The sequence below is a fragment of the Leifsonia sp. LS1 genome (genome assembly GCF_020521355.1).
In the GTDB taxonomy this organism is placed as follows: Bacteria; Actinomycetota; Actinomycetes; order Actinomycetales; family Microbacteriaceae; genus Leifsonia.
On record NZ_BPER01000006.1, the window covers coordinates 98,099 to 113,137 of the forward strand.

General features: G+C 70.7%; 16 protein-coding genes. 12 read left to right on the forward strand and 4 right to left on the reverse strand.

Annotated features, from left to right (window positions below; genetic code table 11):
- Nucleotides 1–96 precede the first annotated feature (96 nt).
- The 5 genes from LLS1_RS12315 to LLS1_RS12335 are packed head-to-tail and all read left to right on the forward strand — an operon-like array spanning nt 97 to nt 4,787.
- Nucleotides 97–819 (forward strand): sugar phosphate isomerase/epimerase, encoded by a 723-nt coding sequence (locus LLS1_RS12315; protein ID WP_226656196.1) that lies wholly within the window; start codon nt 97–99, stop codon nt 817–819.
- Nucleotides 816–1,913 (forward strand): Gfo/Idh/MocA family protein, encoded by a 1,098-nt coding sequence (locus LLS1_RS12320; protein ID WP_226655934.1) that lies wholly within the window; start codon nt 816–818, stop codon nt 1,911–1,913. The genes LLS1_RS12315 and LLS1_RS12320 overlap by 4 nt, the downstream gene beginning before the upstream one ends.
- Before the next feature lie 8 nt (nt 1,914–1,921).
- A complete protein-coding gene (locus tag LLS1_RS12325; protein WP_226655935.1) occupies nt 1,922–3,079 on the forward strand; it encodes a Gfo/Idh/MocA family protein in 1,158 nt (385 codons plus the stop codon).
- 6 nt (nt 3,080–3,085) lie between these two features.
- The gene (locus tag LLS1_RS12330; RefSeq protein ID WP_226655937.1) at nt 3,086–4,141 is read left to right on the forward strand and encodes a sugar phosphate isomerase/epimerase; all 1,056 of its coding nucleotides are present in this window, start codon (nt 3,086–3,088) and stop codon (nt 4,139–4,141) included.
- A gap of 46 nt (nt 4,142–4,187) precedes the next feature.
- Nucleotides 4,188–4,787, forward strand: a complete 600-nt coding sequence (locus LLS1_RS12335) for a pentapeptide repeat-containing protein (RefSeq protein WP_226655939.1) — start codon at nt 4,188–4,190, stop codon at nt 4,785–4,787.
- A 78-nt stretch (nt 4,788–4,865) separates the two neighbouring features.
- Here LLS1_RS12335 and LLS1_RS12340 read toward each other — a convergent pair whose 3' ends face one another.
- Complete coding sequence (locus LLS1_RS12340) at nt 4,866–5,537, reverse strand: ABC transporter ATP-binding protein (protein ID WP_223359736.1); 672 nt, start codon at nt 5,535–5,537, stop codon at nt 4,866–4,868.
- 23 nt (nt 5,538–5,560) lie between these two features.
- Nucleotides 5,561–7,129 carry an ABC transporter permease gene (locus LLS1_RS12345; RefSeq protein WP_226655941.1) on the reverse strand — a complete coding sequence of 523 codons (1,569 nt, stop codon included), beginning with the start codon at nt 7,127–7,129 and terminating at the stop codon, nt 5,561–5,563.
- Between the two features lie 165 nt (nt 7,130–7,294).
- Between LLS1_RS12345 and LLS1_RS12350 the strand changes: the two genes are divergently transcribed.
- The 6 genes from LLS1_RS12350 to LLS1_RS12375 all read left to right on the forward strand — a co-directional run bounded on the left by LLS1_RS12350 (nt 7,295) and on the right by LLS1_RS12375 (nt 12,126).
- Nucleotides 7,295–8,065, forward strand: coding sequence for a response regulator transcription factor (locus LLS1_RS12350; RefSeq protein ID WP_308443812.1), 771 nt, complete (start codon nt 7,295–7,297; stop codon nt 8,063–8,065).
- A complete protein-coding gene (locus tag LLS1_RS12355) occupies nt 8,062–9,753 on the forward strand; it encodes a HAMP domain-containing sensor histidine kinase (RefSeq protein WP_226655942.1) in 1,692 nt (563 codons plus the stop codon). Before LLS1_RS12350 ends, LLS1_RS12355 begins: the two co-directional genes overlap by 4 nt.
- Complete coding sequence (locus LLS1_RS12360; protein WP_226655944.1) at nt 9,750–10,532, forward strand: alpha/beta fold hydrolase; 783 nt, start codon at nt 9,750–9,752, stop codon at nt 10,530–10,532. The genes LLS1_RS12355 and LLS1_RS12360 overlap by 4 nt, the downstream gene beginning before the upstream one ends.
- Before the next feature lie 242 nt (nt 10,533–10,774).
- Entirely contained in the window at nt 10,775–11,290 is a 516-nt protein-coding gene (rplJ, locus tag LLS1_RS12365) for a 50S ribosomal protein L10 (RefSeq protein ID WP_223359741.1), read from the forward strand.
- Between the two features lie 73 nt (nt 11,291–11,363).
- Nucleotides 11,364–11,753, forward strand: a complete 390-nt coding sequence (gene rplL / locus LLS1_RS12370; RefSeq protein WP_223359743.1) for a 50S ribosomal protein L7/L12 — start codon at nt 11,364–11,366, stop codon at nt 11,751–11,753.
- Nucleotides 11,754–11,982: 229 nt separating this feature from the next.
- Nucleotides 11,983–12,126: a hypothetical protein gene (locus tag LLS1_RS12375; RefSeq protein ID WP_223359745.1), complete on the forward strand. Its 144-nt coding sequence runs from the start codon at nt 11,983–11,985 to the stop codon at nt 12,124–12,126.
- Nucleotides 12,127–12,188: 62 nt separating this feature from the next.
- On the opposite strand, the gene LLS1_RS12380 is transcribed toward LLS1_RS12375, so the two are convergent.
- On the reverse strand, nt 12,189–12,629 hold the full coding sequence (locus tag LLS1_RS12380) for a DoxX family protein (RefSeq protein ID WP_226655946.1): 441 nt from the start codon (nt 12,627–12,629) through the stop codon (nt 12,189–12,191).
- Nucleotides 12,630–12,808: 179 nt separating this feature from the next.
- On the opposite strand from LLS1_RS12380, the gene LLS1_RS12385 reads away from it, so the two are divergent.
- Nucleotides 12,809–13,498 carry a class I SAM-dependent methyltransferase gene (locus LLS1_RS12385; RefSeq protein ID WP_226655948.1) on the forward strand — a complete coding sequence of 230 codons (690 nt, stop codon included), beginning with the start codon at nt 12,809–12,811 and terminating at the stop codon, nt 13,496–13,498.
- Here the strand turns inward: LLS1_RS12385 and LLS1_RS12390 are convergent.
- Entirely contained in the window at nt 13,453–14,955 is a 1,503-nt protein-coding gene (locus LLS1_RS12390; RefSeq protein ID WP_226655949.1) for an amino acid permease, read from the reverse strand. The genes LLS1_RS12385 and LLS1_RS12390 overlap by 46 nt on opposite strands.
- Nucleotides 14,956–15,039 lie beyond the last annotated feature (84 nt).

Below are 15,039 nucleotides of genomic sequence, written 5' to 3' on the forward strand. Positions count from 1 at the left end.
ACAGAAGTCTCGATTGAATGGAGCCACCGCCGTCCGGCGGCCACCCATCCGCACCACCACTCGACGAGGAGCACTGTGTCGACGTCAAAACTCTCCGTGCAGCTCTATACGGTCCGTGAGCTGCTGACCGAGGACACGGTCGGCACACTGCGCCGCATCGCGGACATCGGATTCACGCAGGTCGAGCCGTTCGCCTTCCTGTCCTTCGGCGACACCCTCCGCGAGGGCCTCGCCGAGGCGGGCCTGACGGCCCCCACCACCCACCAGGGCTTCATCGGCGGCGACCTCGACGAGGTCTTCTCCGCCGCCCAGGCGCTCGGCATCCAGACGGTCATCGACCCCTACGTCGCGCCCGAGCGCTGGCAGTCGGCGGAGGACGTCGCCGCGATCGCCGAGCAGCTCAACGAGGCCGCCTCCGTGGCCTCCCGCTACGGCGTCCGCGTCGGCTACCACAACCACGCGCACGAGCTCGAGAGCACCGTCGAGGGCACCACCGCCCTCCAGTTCTTCGCCGGCAAGCTGGCGCCGGAGGTCGTGCTGGAGGTCGACACCTACTGGGTGGCGGTCGGCGGGCACGATCCGCTGACGCTCCTCCCCGCGCTCGGCGACCGCGTCGTCGCCCTCCACATCAAGGACGGCCCCGGCACCACGGAGACCAAGGACCAGGTGGCCGTCGGCCAGGGCTCGCTCCCGATCGCCGACATCATCGCCGCCGCTCCGGATGCGCTCCGCGTCGTGGAACTCGACGACTCGCGCGGCGATCGCTTCCAGGCCGTCGCCGACAGCTACGCCTTCCTCACCGAGAAGGGCCTCGCGTGAGCGCCGGGCGCGTGGGTGTCGGCGTCATCGGCGCGGGCGTCATCAGCAACCAGTACCTCGAGAACCTGACGGCGTTCCCGGACCTCGAGGTCCGGTTCGTCGCCGACATCGACCAGGAGCGCGCTCGCGCCCAGGCCGAGAAGTACGGCGTCCCGGGAGCCGGGTCCGTCGAGGAGCTCCTGGCCGACGACGGCATCGAGATCGTGGTCAACCTCACCATCCCCAAGGTGCATGTCGAGGTGGCGCTGCAGGCGCTCGCCGCGGGCAAGCACGTGTGGAGCGAGAAGCCGTTCGCGCTCGACCGCGCCAGCGGCACCGAGCTCCTGGAGGCCGCGCACGCCGCCGGACTCCGCGTCGCGACCGCGCCGGACACCTTCCTGGGCGCGGGAATCCAGTCGGCGCGCCGCCTCATCGAGAGCGGCCGCATCGGCGCGCCCCTCACGGCGCTGACGCTCATGCAGTCGCCCGGCCCGGAGTCGTGGCATCCCAACCCGGACTTCCTGTTCCAGGAGGGCGCCGGCCCGCTGTTCGACATCGGCCCGTACTATCTGACGGCCCTCGTGCAGCTCTTCGGTCCGGTCGCCCGGGTGACGGCGGTCGCCTCCCGATCGCGTGAGACGCGCATCATCGGCTCGGGCCCGCGTGCCGGCGAGGAGTTCGCGGTGACGGTGCCCACCCACGTGAGCGCGCTGTATCAGTTCGAGAGCGGTCAGACGGCGCAGGCCATCTTCAGCTTCGACTCGAAGCTCGGTCGCACGCTGTTCGAGGTCGCGGGCGCCGACGGGACCGTCGAGGTCCCCGACCCCAACACCTTCGAGGGCGAGCTGCGTGTCCACGGCGCCGACGGCCAGGAATCGGTCGCGTCGACCGGGTCGACCTCCAGCCGAGGCACCGGCGTCGTCGAGCTGGCGCGGGCCATCCGCGCCGGAGTGCCCGAGCGGGCCTCGGGCGAGCAGGCCTACCATGTGCTCGACGTCATGGTCTCGACGATCGAGGCGGGCGAGTCCGGCGTGCCGGTCGAGGTCGCGAGCACCGTGCAGGTGGCTCCGGCCCTCCCGGAGGACTGGGACCCGCGAGCGGCGACCCTGGCGTAGGCGGCACGATGACAGAGAGTGCGAGTGCGCGCGAGTCGGCACGCGGCGACGCGACACAGGGCGGCCTGACCCGCCGCGACGGCAGCCGGGCGGGGGAGCGCCTCCGGGTCGCAATCGTGGGCGGAGGCTTCATGGCCGAGGTCCACAGCCGCGCGGCCCGCGCGTCGCGAGCGGACCTGGCCGGGGTCGTGTCGTCGACGGCCGAGAGATCGGCGGCGGCGGCGGAGCGCCTGGGCATCGCCCGTGCGTACGGCTCGCTCGACGAGCTGCTCGCCGACGACACGGTCGATGTGGTCCACGTGACCACGCCGAACGCGCTGCACGCGAAGCAGGCCGGAGCGGTGCTGGCCGCGGGCAAGCACGTGATCTGCGAGAAGCCGCTCGCGACCACGACGGCCGATGCCGAGGAGCTGGTGCGCGCGGCCGAGGGCCGGGTGGCCACCGTGCCGTTCATCTACCGGTTCCACCCGATGGTCAGGGAGGCGCGCCACCGCTTCGCGTCGGGCCAGGCCGGGCACGTACTCAGCATCAATGCCTCCTACTTGCAGGATTGGCTGCTGGGCGCGGGCGACGACAACTGGCGGGTCGATGCCGCCCAGGGCGGCCGGTCGCGCGCCTTCGCCGACATCGGATCACACCTCGTCGACCTGGTCGAGTTCGTCTCGGGCGACCGCGTCTCGCGCGTGTCCGCGACGAAGCGCACAGTATTCGCCGAACGGGCGTCCCACTCCGCCATCACGACCGAGGACGCCGTGGCCGTGGTGGTCGAGACCGAGGGCGGCGCGCTCGGCACCCTGCTGGTGTCGCAGGTCGCCCCGGGTCGCAAGAACCGGCTCTGGCTCGAGATCGCGGGCACCGCCGAGAGTGTGGCGTTCGACCAGGAGCAGCCGGAGACGCTCTGGGTGGGCCGCCGGGCCGGCAGCCTCCTGGTCCCGCGCGACGCCGACCAGCTGAGCGCCGACGCGGCCCGGCTCTGCGTCGTCCCCTCTGGGCACCCGCAGGGCTACCAGGACGCGTTCAACGCGTTCGTGGCCGACAGCTACGCGGCCGTCGCGGGGGAGGAGCCGGACGGGCTCCCGCGCTTCACCGACGGCCTGCGCGCCGTGCGGATCACCGACGCCGTGCTCGACTCCGCCGAGTCGGGTACCTGGATCGAGATGGGATAGGGATCGATGACCGATCAGAACACGACTGCACAGCGTGAACCGGCACAGGCGGGGCACACGCACCCGGTCACGCTGTTCACGGGCCAGTGGGCCGACCTGACGCTGGAGGAGGTGGCGAAGCTCGCCTCCGAGTGGGGCTACGACGGCCTCGAGATCGCGGCGTCGGGGGAGCACCTGGATGTGTGGCGGGCGGCGGAGGACGACACGTACCTCCAGGGCCGCCTCGACATCCTGGACCGGTACGGCCTGAAGGTGTGGGCGATCTCCAACCACCTCAAGGGCCAGGCCGTGTGCGACGACCCGATCGACTTCCGTCACCAGGCGATCGTCGGCTCGAAGGTGTGGGGCGACGGCGACCCGGAGGGGGTGCGCCGGCGCGCCGCGGAGGAGCTGAAGCTGACCGCGAAGGTCGCCCGCAAGCTGGGCGTGGACACGGTCGTGGGGTTCACCGGCTCGAAGATCTGGCCGTATGTCGCGCAGTTCCCGCCGGTTCCCGCCTCCGTGATCGACGCCGGGTATCAGGACTTCGCCGACCGCTGGAACCCTATCCTCGACGTGTTCGACGGGGAAGGCGTGCGGTTCGCCCACGAGGTGCACCCGTCCGAGATCGCCTACGACTACTGGTCGTCGGTCCGGTCGCTGGAGGCCATCGACCACCGGACGGCGTTCGGCTTCAACTGGGATCCGTCGCACATGATGTGGCAGGACATCGACCCGGTCGGCTTCATCGTCGACTTCCAGGACCGGATCTACCACGTGGACTGCAAGGACACGCGCCTGCGCCCCCGCAACGGCCGTGCCGGCGTGCTGGGTTCGCACCTGCCGTGGGGCGACCCGCGCCGCGGCTGGGACTTCGTCTCGACCGGGCACGGCGACGTGCCGTGGGAGGACTCCTTCCGCGCCCTCGAATCCATCGGCTACACCGGTCCGATCTCGATCGAGTGGGAGGACGCCGGCATGGACCGGCTGCACGGTGCGAAGGAGGCCGTCGGCTACATCCGCTCGCTGCTGTGGACGACGCCCACCGCGTCCTTCGACGCCGCGTTCAGCAATCAGGACTGACGCGCCGCCGCGCGGCGGCGTCACCCCGGATGGCTAGGCTCGAACCGTGAGCACGGAGAGCACCATCCGGGGTGAGGACTGGTACGGACGCGACCTCGACGGCGTCGAGTACACCGATGTCGAGTTCGTGGATGTCGACATGACGGAGCTGCGCTCCTCGGGAGCGACCTTCACCGGGTGCACGTTCCGCTCGGTGCGCTTCAACGTGAGCGAGCACACCGACTCGGCCTTCGTGAACTGCACCTTCCACGGCTGCAACTTCTTCGACTCGGCGTTCCGCCGCTGCAAGCTGACCGGCAGCACGTTCGATGCGTGCGAGTTCGCGCTGCTGAAGGTGGAGGGCGGCAACTGGGCGTTCGTGGACCTGGGGCGCGCCGACCTCGGCGGCGCCGACTTCCGCGGCGTGCGTCTGCGGGAGGCCGACCTCAGCCGTGTGCGCGCCGTCGAGGCGCGGTTCGACGGCTGCGATCTCTCCGCAGCGACCCTCACCGGTGCGGACTTCTCCGCGGCCTCCCTGGTCGGGAGCGACCTCACGGGCGTCGACCCGGCCGAAGTCTCGTTCCGGGGCGCGACCATCGACGAGCGTCAGGCCGTCGTCTTCGCCGAGGCCCTCGGCATGCACGTCGTCCCCACCCCCGAGCGCTGAGACGCCCCTCGACATTCGTGCCGAATGTCGACTCCACCGCCGCCAGAGCCGACATTCGGCACGAATCGCGCGTGGGGGTCAGGCGACCTCTTTGACCTGGCCGTGCTTGATGTGGAGGCGGCGCTGGGCGCGTTTTGCGACGGCGCTGTCGTGGGTCACGATGACGAGGGTGAGACCGCGGTCGCGCCAGAGGCCCTCCAGCACGTCCATGATCTCGTCGCGGGTCTCCTCGTCGAGGTTTCCCGTGGGCTCGTCGGCGAGGAGCACCTCCGGGTTCTTCACCAGGGCGCGGGCGATCGCGACGCGCTGCTGCTGACCGCCCGAGAGTTCTGACGGCAGGTGTGTGCCGCGGTCGCCGAGCCCGACGGAGGCGAGGGCTTCCGCGGCGCGACGCTTGCGCTCGTCCCCGCTGATCTTGAGCGGGGCCAGCGCGGTCTCCACGTTCTCCTGCGCCGTCAGCGTCGGGATGAGGTTGAACCCCTGGAAGACGAAACCGATCTCGCTCGCGCGGATTCCGGCCAGCTTGCCGTCGCCCAGCTTCGAGAGGCTCGACGAGCCGAGCTCCACCGACCCGGAGGTGGGGCGGTCGAGGGCGCCGAGCATCTGCAGCAGCGTGGACTTGCCGCCGCCGGTCGGCCCCTGGATGGCGACCAGCTGGCCGTCCGGGATGTCGAGGGTGACGTCCTTGAGGGCGACGACCTCCCGCTTGGACTGCGTGTACTTCTTGGTGACGTTCGTGAGGGTGTACATGGCTGCTCCTTGAGGCGGTGGGTTCAGGCGACCGAGCGGAGGGCGGCTGCGGGACGGAGACGGGAGGCGCGCCACCCGCCGATCGCGCCGGCGAGCAGGCCGCCGAGCACGGCCAGGCCCACGGCTCCGAGGATGATCCAGAGGGTGACGGGCGCGTGGAGGGCGATCTCCGTCGTGGAGGCCGCGGCCCGGCGGACGCCCTCGAATCCGCCGCCACCGCCGAATCCGCCGCCTGCACCGCCGAATCCGCCGCCGGGCGCGTTGGTCGCCGCCGTGCCGACCGCGCCGGTCCCGCGGCCCGCCGCGTCGGCGAAGCCCGACTGCGAGCTGACGCTGCCGGTGAGCGTGGGTGAGACCAGGTTGACGATGAAGACGCCGATCAGGCCGACCGCGACGCCGATGATGCCGCCCAAGACGCCCTGTACGACGGACTCGCCCGCGACCTGTCCGACGATGCGCCGGTTGGACCAGCCGATCGCCTTGAGCGTGCCGAACTCGCGGGTGCGCCGGGTGACGCCGGAGATGGTGAACAGGATGGCGATCAGGAACGCCGCCGCGAGCACGATCAGCGAGAGCCAGGTGCCGAGGTTGGCGATGAGCTGCCCCGCGCTGCCCAGCGAGCCGGACACGTCGGAGGCGAGGTCGGCCTCGGTGCTCACGGTCGCGCTCGGGAGGGCCTTGGTCAGGTCGGTCTTGATCTGCGAGATGTCGCTCGACGACGCCGCGGTCACGTAGACCGAAGAGATCTTGCCGGCCTGACCGGACAGGGTCTGCGCGACGTCGAGGGGGATGTAGGCGTTGGAGGCGGTGGTGGAGTCGGAGCCGGTGGCTGCGACGATCCCGATGACGCTGAAGTCCGTCCCGCCGATCGTGAGGCTGTCCCCGACGGTCTTGCTGGCGGTCTTCGCGTACGCCGAGTCGAGCACGACGACATCCTTGCCGGCGTCGGCCTTCGTGAAGGTGCGGCCGGAGGTCAGGGTGACGGAGGCGAGCGGTCCGACGGACTTCCCCGCGGGGTCGAGGCCGAGCACGGTGAAGGAGTCGACGTTGAACGAGCTGCCGCCCGCGCCGTCCGCCCCGCCGGTGGGTGCCGGGTTCGGCACCTCGCCGCCGCCGCTCCCGCCCGTGCCGCCGGACTCACGCTCCTGGCGCAGCTGCTGGAAATCGGGGAGGGTTCCGCTGAAGCTGGTGTTGGTGAGCGACAGAACGGCCGCGGCCGCCGACACGTTCTGCACCTTCTTCACCGTGGCGAGCGTGGTGTCCGCCATGACGGTGGCGCCGCGTGCGGGCTCGAGTCGCGACGTGTTGACGCTGCGGCTGCCGCCTGCGTCCGTCCCGGCGTTCGCGCCGAAGTCGAAGCGGCCGCCGCCCGCCTCGGGGGTGCCGCTGCCCGCGGTGGCGGGCTGGCTGACCGTGATGTCGGTGCCGACGCCGTAGACGGACTGCAGCACACTGGCCTGCGCGTCCTTGACTCCGGCCGAGACCGCGTTCACGAGGATGACGAGCGCGATCGCGAGGGCCATGCCGATCGCGATGATGACCGTCTGCTTGCGACGGCCGAGGAGTTCCCGTCGCAGATACGTCCCGAACATGTGGCTTCCAAACTTGGCTGGGGGGCTTGTGCTGACGGGGGGACGCTAGGGCCGGGTCCTTTCGACGGCGTAGGCCCCGCCTATGTTTTCGCTGAACACGGGTCGCTCGACGCTCACAGACTCTCCATAGGTTTCGCATAGCCACCGCGAAGAGGTCTCCACATAATGGAGAAGGTGACCATCAACGCCCGCGCCGCCTCCAGCGCCTCCAGCCAGCCTCGTACCCTTCTGCGCCGCGCCGACGGCAGCTCGATCCGCGTGCTCGTCGTCGACGACGAGTCCACGCTGACCGATCTGCTCGCCATGGCGCTGCACTACGAGGATTGGGACGTGCGCACGGCGGCCACCGGCCAGCAGGCGCTGCAGCTCTCGCGCGAGTTCAAGCCGGACGTCGTGGTGCTGGACATCATGCTGCCCGACATCGACGGGATGCAGGTGCTCTCGCGGATGCGTGCCGACGGCAACGAGGCGCCCGTGCTCTTCCTCACGGCGAAGGACTCCCTCGACGACCGCATCGCCGGCCTGACCGCCGGCGGCGACGACTACGTGACGAAGCCGTTCAGCCTGGAGGAGCTGGTGGCGCGTCTGCGGGGGCTGCTGCGCCGGTCGCGCGCGGCGGTGGCGGATCAGGACGACCCGGTGCTGATCGTCGGTGACCTGGTGCTCGACGAGGACAGCTACGAGGTGCACCGCGACGGCGAGCTCATCCAGCTCACGGCGACCGAGTTCGAGCTGCTCCGATTCCTCATGCGCAACCCGCGCCGCGTGCTCAGCAAGGCGCAGATCCTCGACCGCGTCTGGAGCTACGACTTCGGCGGCTCCAGCAGCGTGGTCGAGCTCTACATCTCCTACCTCCGCAAGAAGATCGATGCCGGCCGCCCCGCGATGATCCACACCGTCCGTGGCGCCGGCTACATGGTGAAGGCCGCGCAATGACCGCTGCCCGCACCGCGGGCGCACCGGCACCCCACGGCGGGACCAGCTGGACCCAGCGCATCCGCCCCTTCCGGTCCTGGACGCTGCGCAGCCGTGTCGTGCTCGCCGTCGTGGCGATGCTCGCCGTGCTCGGTGCGGTCATCGGGACGGTGAGCGTGCTGGCGTTGCAGAGCTACCTCGTCGGACGACTGGACGCGCAGCTCACCTCCTCGTTGAACCGGGGGCAGCAGCGGGCGAACTCGTTGTTCGGCGAAGGCCCGACCACTCCCCAGGTGACCCAGGTGGTGGCGGCCCCCGGACAGCAGACGGAGACGTTCGGCGTCGTCCGCAACGGCCAGAACCTTCTGTACCCGGTCATCCTGGCCGACCGGCCGCCGCAAGGGTCGCCCGATCAGTCCGCCGCCCCCCAGACGGTCGACATCGACAGACAGGCGCTGCTCAAGCTTCCGGCGGACGGGACGCCGCGGACGATCACGCTCGGACCGACGGTCGGCGACTACCGGGTGGCGGCCGTCCCCCTCGACAACGGCGACAGCGTCATCATCGGCCTCCCGCTCACCTCGGTGAACGCGACAGTGGCCCAGCTCACGCTCGTCATCGTGCTGGTCACGCTGGCGGGGCTGATCTTCGCCTTCCTGCTGGCGAGCTCTATCGTGCGCCTCGCGATGAAGCCCCTCGAGCGTGTCACCGGCACGGCCGAGCAGGTGGCGAACATGCCCCTCGACCGCGGAGACGTCGCGCTCTCGGTGCGCGTCCCCGACGAGGACACCGATCCGCACACCGAGGTCGGCAAGGTGGGCTCCGCCCTCAACCGGATGCTCGGCCACGTCGCCTCCGCCCTGACCGCCCGCCAGGCGAGCGAGCAGAAGGTGCGCCAGTTCGTCGCGGACGCGAGCCACGAGCTGCGCACGCCACTCGCCTCGATCCGCGGCTACGCCGAGCTGACCCGGCGTGCCCCGCACGAGCTGCCGCCCGATGTGACGCGCTCGCTCGGGCGCATCGAGTCGGAGGCCACCCGCATGACCTCCCTCGTGGAGGACCTCCTGCTGCTCGCCCGCCTCGATGAAGGACGGGAACTCGACCGCGACCCGGTGGACCTCTCCCTGCTGCTCATCGACGCCCTCAGCGACGCGCACGCGGCCGGGCCCGACCACCGCTGGCGGATCGTGGTGCCGGAGGCTCCCGTCGAGGTGGTGGGGGATGCGCCGCGACTCCACCAGGTCGTGATGAACCTGCTGGCCAACGCGCGTGTGCACACGCCGGAGGGCACCGTGGTCACGGTGGCGCTCGACGTCGACGCGGACGCCGGCCGGGCGATCGTGACCGTGGAGGACGACGGCCCCGGCATCCCGGAGGAGCTCCAGTCCACACTGTTCGAGCGCTTCGCGCGCGGTGACAGTTCCCGCAACCGTGCGACGGGGTCTACGGGGCTGGGCCTCGCGATCGTGCAGGCGGTGGTCGAGGCCCACGGCGGCGACGTGTCGGTGCGCAGCGAGCCGGGCGCCACGGCCTTCACCGTGAGCCTGCCGCTCGTGGAGGGTGCGGGCCATGCGACCGCGCCCGAGCCGATGCTCGAGCCGGAGGAGATCGACACGGACGACGCCGACACGGCCCCGCACGAGGCGAAGGCCACCGAAGTCGCCGACACCTCGGACGCCGCCGACACCGCCGAGACGGGCCGGGAGTGACCGGGCGCGCGACGATCGCGGCGACGCCGTACGGTCCGGCCTCCGCGCCCCCGCTGGTCTTCTTCCGCGGTCTGCCGGCGGCGCCGCACGCCCCGCGTGGCGTCGACGCGGCCACCGAGCGCCTCACTCTGCGTGGCACCCAGGGGCATCGGGTGCACGCGCTGGGGCGGCCGGGCGCGCTTCCCGACGGGGCGGACATGGCCGAGATCGCCGACCTCTACGGGCGGGCGCTCCGCCGCCGGTTCGCCGCCCCCGTGCCGGTGCTGGCGACGTCCACCGGGGCGAGCATCGCCCTGCAGCTCGCGGCCGATCATCCCGAGCTCGTGAGCGCGCTGGTGGTCGTCTCGGGCGCCGGCCGGCTCGGCGACGAGGGGAGGCTGCTCCAGCGGCGCTACGCCGACCAGCTGGAGGCCGGCGACCGTCGCGCCGACACCGAGCTCGCGCTGGCCACGCTCGACTTCTTCGGCGCGGGGCCGATCCTGCGAACGGTGGCGCCGCTCCTTCCGGTGCCGGAGGCCCTGGAGACGCTCGTCCCGCTGGTGCGCGCCGAGGACGGCTACGACATGCTCGGCCGCGCACACCGCATCAGCGCGCCCACGCTCTTCCTCTGCGGCGATCACGACGCGTTCTATCCGCCCGAGGTGGTCTACGAGACCGCTCGCCGCATCCCGCACGCCCGGGTGGTGCTGCACAGGCGCTGCGCCCACGGGGAGGTCGTGCTGCGGCCGGGGCACGGTGCCGCGGTGCGCGGGTTCCTGCACCGGCACCGGGTGCGCTGACCGCGATTTGCGCGATCCGGTGCGTGTCGCGTACCCTGGATGAAGCCAAAGACCGCTGGTCCGCGTGTTCGCACGCAGAGAAGATCCACTCAGGTGGGCGCCCGCGCAGGTGTATGAAGCAAGATTCGCAGGTTTCTGCAACCCTCTCGCTCCGTGCCTCTGCGCCGGAGCTTTTTTCTTGCCCGCGGTCGAGGCGCACATCGCTCCCGCGGTGTGCGACGAAGAAGATTGAGAGGTAGGCCATGGCGAACAAGGAAGCCACGGTTGCCGAGCTCGAGAACCTGTTCACGAGCTCGACCGCCGTTCTGCTGACCGAGTACCGCGGTCTCACTGTCGCTCAGCTCAAGGAGCTGCGCACGTCGATCAGTGAGCACGCGACGTACGCCGTGGTGAAGAACACGCTGACCAAGATCGCGGCGAACAACGCCGGCATCTCGTCGTTCGACGACGAGCTCGCCGGTCCGTCCGCGATCGCATTCGTGCACGGTGACCCGGTCGCCGTCGCGAAGGCGCTGCGTGCCTTCACCAAGGCGAACCCTCTGCTGGTGGTCAAGGGCGGTTACTTCGACGGTAACCCGCTCACCGCCGAAGAGGTAGGCAAGCTCGCCGACCTCGAGTCCCGTGAGGTTCTGCTGGCCAAGCTGGCCGGCGCCTTCAAGGCCTCGCTGTTCGGAGCCGCATATCTGTTCAACGCACCGCTGTCGCAGGCCGTTCGCACGGTCGACGCGCTGCGTGAGAAGCAGGAGTCCGCTGCGTAAGTCCCCCGCCCCGGCCCTGGCCGGACGGAGACCCGCACGCGGTGAGTAACCAACACACACTAAGGAGAAAATCATGGCAAAGCTGTCGACTGACGAGCTGCTCGAGGCGTTCAAGGAGCTCACCCTGATCGAGCTCAGCGAGTTCGTGAAGAAGTTCGAGGAGACCTTCGAGGTCACCGCCGCCGCCCCCGTCGCGGTCGCCGCCCCGGCTGCCGGTGGCGCCGGTGCCGCTGCCGAAGAGGTCGAGGAGAAGGACTCCTTCGACGTCGTCCTCGAGGCCGCCGGTGACAAGAAGATCCAGGTCATCAAGGAGGTGCGCGCCCTCACCAGCCTCGGCCTCGGTGAGGCGAAGGCTCTCGTCGACGGTGCGCCCAGCACCGTTCTCGAGGGTGCCAACAAGGAGACCGCTGAGAAGGCGAAGGCCCAGCTCGAAGAGGCTGGCGCCACCATCACCCTGAAGTAAGTCGCGCCCCATCGGGGCTCTTCTACTCGCAGGCTGATAGACGCTGCACGACGCGGACTCCTCTCACGAGAGTGTCCGCGTTGTGGAGGGCGTCGCCCCCACTCCGGGGCGACGCCCTCCGTGCGTTAAGGCGCGCGGACGCGGATGCTCATCCATCACCAGAGCGTCCGATCGCGCCTGCCTGCGTGCATCGCTGTGCAAGGACGCACAACCATGAGGAAGAACCACGATGAGCACATCGCTGTGGCGCAGCTGCGCCGACTACCTGCGCGGTCTCGGGGCCGCGCTCCTGCACGGTGAGGACGGCGACACCGCCTCCCACCCGCCGGATCTCTGCCGCAGGACCCTGCTGTACGACCGGTACCTGCGGTAATCCGATGAGCGAAGCGCCCCCGGCCATCACGGCCGGGGGCGCTTCTGCGTGCGGCGCGGGCGTCAGGCGGCCAGCGGTGCCCGCCCGCGCAGCAGGGCGGTGTGCACCGAGAGCCGTCCCGGTCCGGTCAGCGCGAGCGCCACGGCGGCGCACGCGATCAGCAGCGGCAGCTCGAAGCCGCCGTCGGTGGCGAAGAAGCCCGCACCGGCGTGCGCCGTGAAGACCGCGCCGAGCATCGCGGCGGCGGCCAGCAGGCCGGCCACCCGTGTACCGATGCCGAGGACGATGAGGCTGCCGCCGATCAGCTCGATGGCTGCGACGGCCGGGGCGACCACCTCGGGCAGCGGGATGCCCATCCCCGCGAACGACCCGGCCACACCCGGCAGGGTGAAGACGAGCAGCTTCTGCAGGCCGTGGGCCACCAGGGTGCCGCCGACCGCGAACCGCAGGAGCAGCAGTCCGAGGTCGAGGGTGGCGGGGCGGGATGTCGAGCGAGCGCTCATGGGATTCCTCCGTCGATCGGTTGTCGTGGGTCGCGTCGGGTTCCGCATCGCCCACCCTCCCAGCGCGTCCTGGCCCTCTCGTGCGGAAGCCCTCCGAATCGCCGGGGAACGGCGCGTCGGGTGAACCGCCGGGCGCCACGTCTCGTGTGCCAGCCCACGGGTTGGGGGAGAATGCGGTGATGAGCGAGACCGCCGACACCGCCGCGACCCGCGCCGCCTACGACATCGTCGCCCGGTCCTACGCCGACCTGCTCCGCGACGACCTGCGGACGAACGTGTTCGACAGGGCCGCGCTCGCGGCGTTCGCCGAGCAGGTCGACGCGGACGGAGGGGGAGCGGTGGCCGACCTCGGCTGCGGTCCCGGCCGGATCGCCGGGCACCTCGCGGATCGGGGACTCGACATCTCGGGCGTCGACCTGTCACCCGGGATGGTGGAGGTCGCCCGCCGCGAGCACCCGCACCTGACGTTCGCCGTCGGCTCCATGCTGGACCTGCCGTTCGGCGACGCCGGACTCGCAGGTGCTCTCGCCTGGTATTCGATCATCCACATCGCTCAGGACGAGCAGGACGCGCTCTTCCGCGAGTTCGCGCGAGTCGTGCGCCCCGGCGGGCGTCTGCTGCTGGCGTTCCAGGTGAGCGCGGCCGGCGACGAGGACGTGGTGCATCTGACGCGCGCGTACGGGCACGACATCGATCTGCGCACCCGGCGCCAGTCGGTCGGCCGGGTCCGCGAGCGGCTGGCCGTCGCCGGGTTCTCCGTGGTGGCCGAGCTTGTCCGCGAGCCGGTCGCCCCGGAGAAGTCCCGGCAGGCGTACGTCTTCGCTCAGCGGACGACCGTCTCGGCGTCGCCCGCATCGTCCGCCTCCTGAGCAGGGACTCCGGAGCTCCGAGCGGCGGCCTCCTCGGCCGAGTACAGCCGCACACGATCGCGCACGAGGCGCCAGCCGAGGACGAGCAGGGGGATGACGACGACGACCGCCGCGCCCACCGTCAGCGTTCCGGTCGGCCAGTCGAGGAGCATGAGCAGGGCGATGACGCCGAGGAACGCGAGGGCGGCGTAGCCGGACCACGGCGACCACGGCATCCGGAACGGAGGGCGCTCGTCCTCGCCGCGAAGAGCCCTCCGGTGCAGCTCGAGCTGGCACAGCACGATGACCGCCCAGGCGACCAGCAGGCCGACGGAGGTCAGGTTGATGCCGATCTCGAAGGCGTGATCGGGCACGAAGACGTTGAGCACGATCCCGATCAGGGCGACCGCGCCGGTGATGACGATGCCGCCGTAGGGGACTCCCGCGCGGTTCACGCGGGCCGCGAAGGCGGGAGCCGCACCGCGCAGCGCGAGCGAGCGGGCGACCCGGCCGGTCGAGTAGAAGCCCGCGTTGAGGGAGGAGAGCGCAGCGGTGAGCACGACCAGGTTCATCACGACGTCCGCACCCTCCACACCGATGGAGGAGAAGAAGGTGACGAACGGACTCTCGCCCGCCGAGTAGGCGGAGGAGGGGAGCAGCAGGGAGAGCAGCAGCACGGACCCGACGTAGAAGAGTGCGATGCGGAGGATGACCGAGTTGATCGCGCGCGGCATCGTGCGCTCGGGGTTCGCCGTCTCGCCCGCCGCGGTGCCGATGAGCTCGATCGCTCCGTACGCGAAGACAACGCCCTGCACGACGAGCACGAGCGGCAGAAGGCCGTTCGGGAAGAGCCCGCCCTCGTCCGCGAGGAGCGCGAACCCGGGAGTGCGGCCGGCGACGGGCGTTCCGAGCACCACGAAGAGCGTGCCGACCACGAGGAAGACGACCAGCGCGGCGACTTTGATCAGTGCGAACCAGAATTCCAGCTCGCCGAAGACCTTGACCGACAGCAGGTTCAGGGCGAAGACCGTCACGAGTGCGCAGAGCGCCCAGACCCACTGCGGGACGTCGGCGAAGAACGGCAGGTAGGTTCCGAAGAACCGCAGGTAGACCGCGACCGCGGTGGCGTCGACGACACCGATCATGGCCCAGTACATCCAGTAGGTCCAGCCCATGACGAAGCCGGCCTTCTCGCCGAGGAACTCGCGGGCGTAGCTGACGAACGAGCCGGAGTCGGGCCGGCGCAGCACCAGCTCGCCGAGGGCGCGGAGGATCAGGAACGCCACCAGGCCGCACACCGCGTACGCGATGACCAGGGAGGGCCCGGCCGCCGCGAGACGGCCGCCGGCGCCGAGGAACAGGCCGGTTCCGATCGCCCCGCCGATGGCGATCATCTGGATGTGCCGCGGCTTGAGCGTCCGCCGGTACGCTGCGGACGGGCTCGTTCGGGTGTCGAGAGAGGGGGTGCTTCGTCGCATGCTCCGATTGAAGCACCCCGGATGGTGTATATCACCAGCTTGCATTGATTGCATTGCGGTCAGGGGTTGATTTATATAGGCAAG

What these genes read in the sequence shown, in the direction of transcription:
- LLS1_RS12325 (WP_226655935.1), top strand. Translation starts at nt 1,922, where the DNA reads ATGACAGAGAGTGCGAGTGCGCGCGAGTCGGCACGCGGCGACGCGACA.
- LLS1_RS12330 (WP_226655937.1), top strand. Translation starts at nt 3,086, where the DNA reads ATGACCGATCAGAACACGACTGCACAGCGTGAACCGGCACAGGCGGGG.
- LLS1_RS12340 (WP_223359736.1), bottom strand. Translation starts at nt 5,537, where the DNA reads ATGTACACCCTCACGAACGTCACCAAGAAGTACACGCAGTCCAAGCGG.
- LLS1_RS12345 (WP_226655941.1), bottom strand. Translation starts at nt 7,129, where the DNA reads ATGTTCGGGACGTATCTGCGACGGGAACTCCTCGGCCGTCGCAAGCAG.
- LLS1_RS12350 (WP_308443812.1), top strand. Translation starts at nt 7,295, where the DNA reads ATGGAGAAGGTGACCATCAACGCCCGCGCCGCCTCCAGCGCCTCCAGC.
- LLS1_RS12355 (WP_226655942.1), top strand. Translation starts at nt 8,062, where the DNA reads ATGACCGCTGCCCGCACCGCGGGCGCACCGGCACCCCACGGCGGGACC.
- rplJ (WP_223359741.1), top strand. Translation starts at nt 10,775, where the DNA reads ATGGCGAACAAGGAAGCCACGGTTGCCGAGCTCGAGAACCTGTTCACG.
- rplL (WP_223359743.1), top strand. Translation starts at nt 11,364, where the DNA reads ATGGCAAAGCTGTCGACTGACGAGCTGCTCGAGGCGTTCAAGGAGCTC.
- LLS1_RS12375 (WP_223359745.1), top strand. Translation starts at nt 11,983, where the DNA reads ATGAGCACATCGCTGTGGCGCAGCTGCGCCGACTACCTGCGCGGTCTC.
- LLS1_RS12380 (WP_226655946.1), bottom strand. Translation starts at nt 12,629, where the DNA reads ATGAGCGCTCGCTCGACATCCCGCCCCGCCACCCTCGACCTCGGACTG.
- LLS1_RS12385 (WP_226655948.1), top strand. Translation starts at nt 12,809, where the DNA reads ATGAGCGAGACCGCCGACACCGCCGCGACCCGCGCCGCCTACGACATC.
- LLS1_RS12390 (WP_226655949.1), bottom strand. Translation starts at nt 14,955, where the DNA reads ATGCGACGAAGCACCCCCTCTCTCGACACCCGAACGAGCCCGTCCGCA.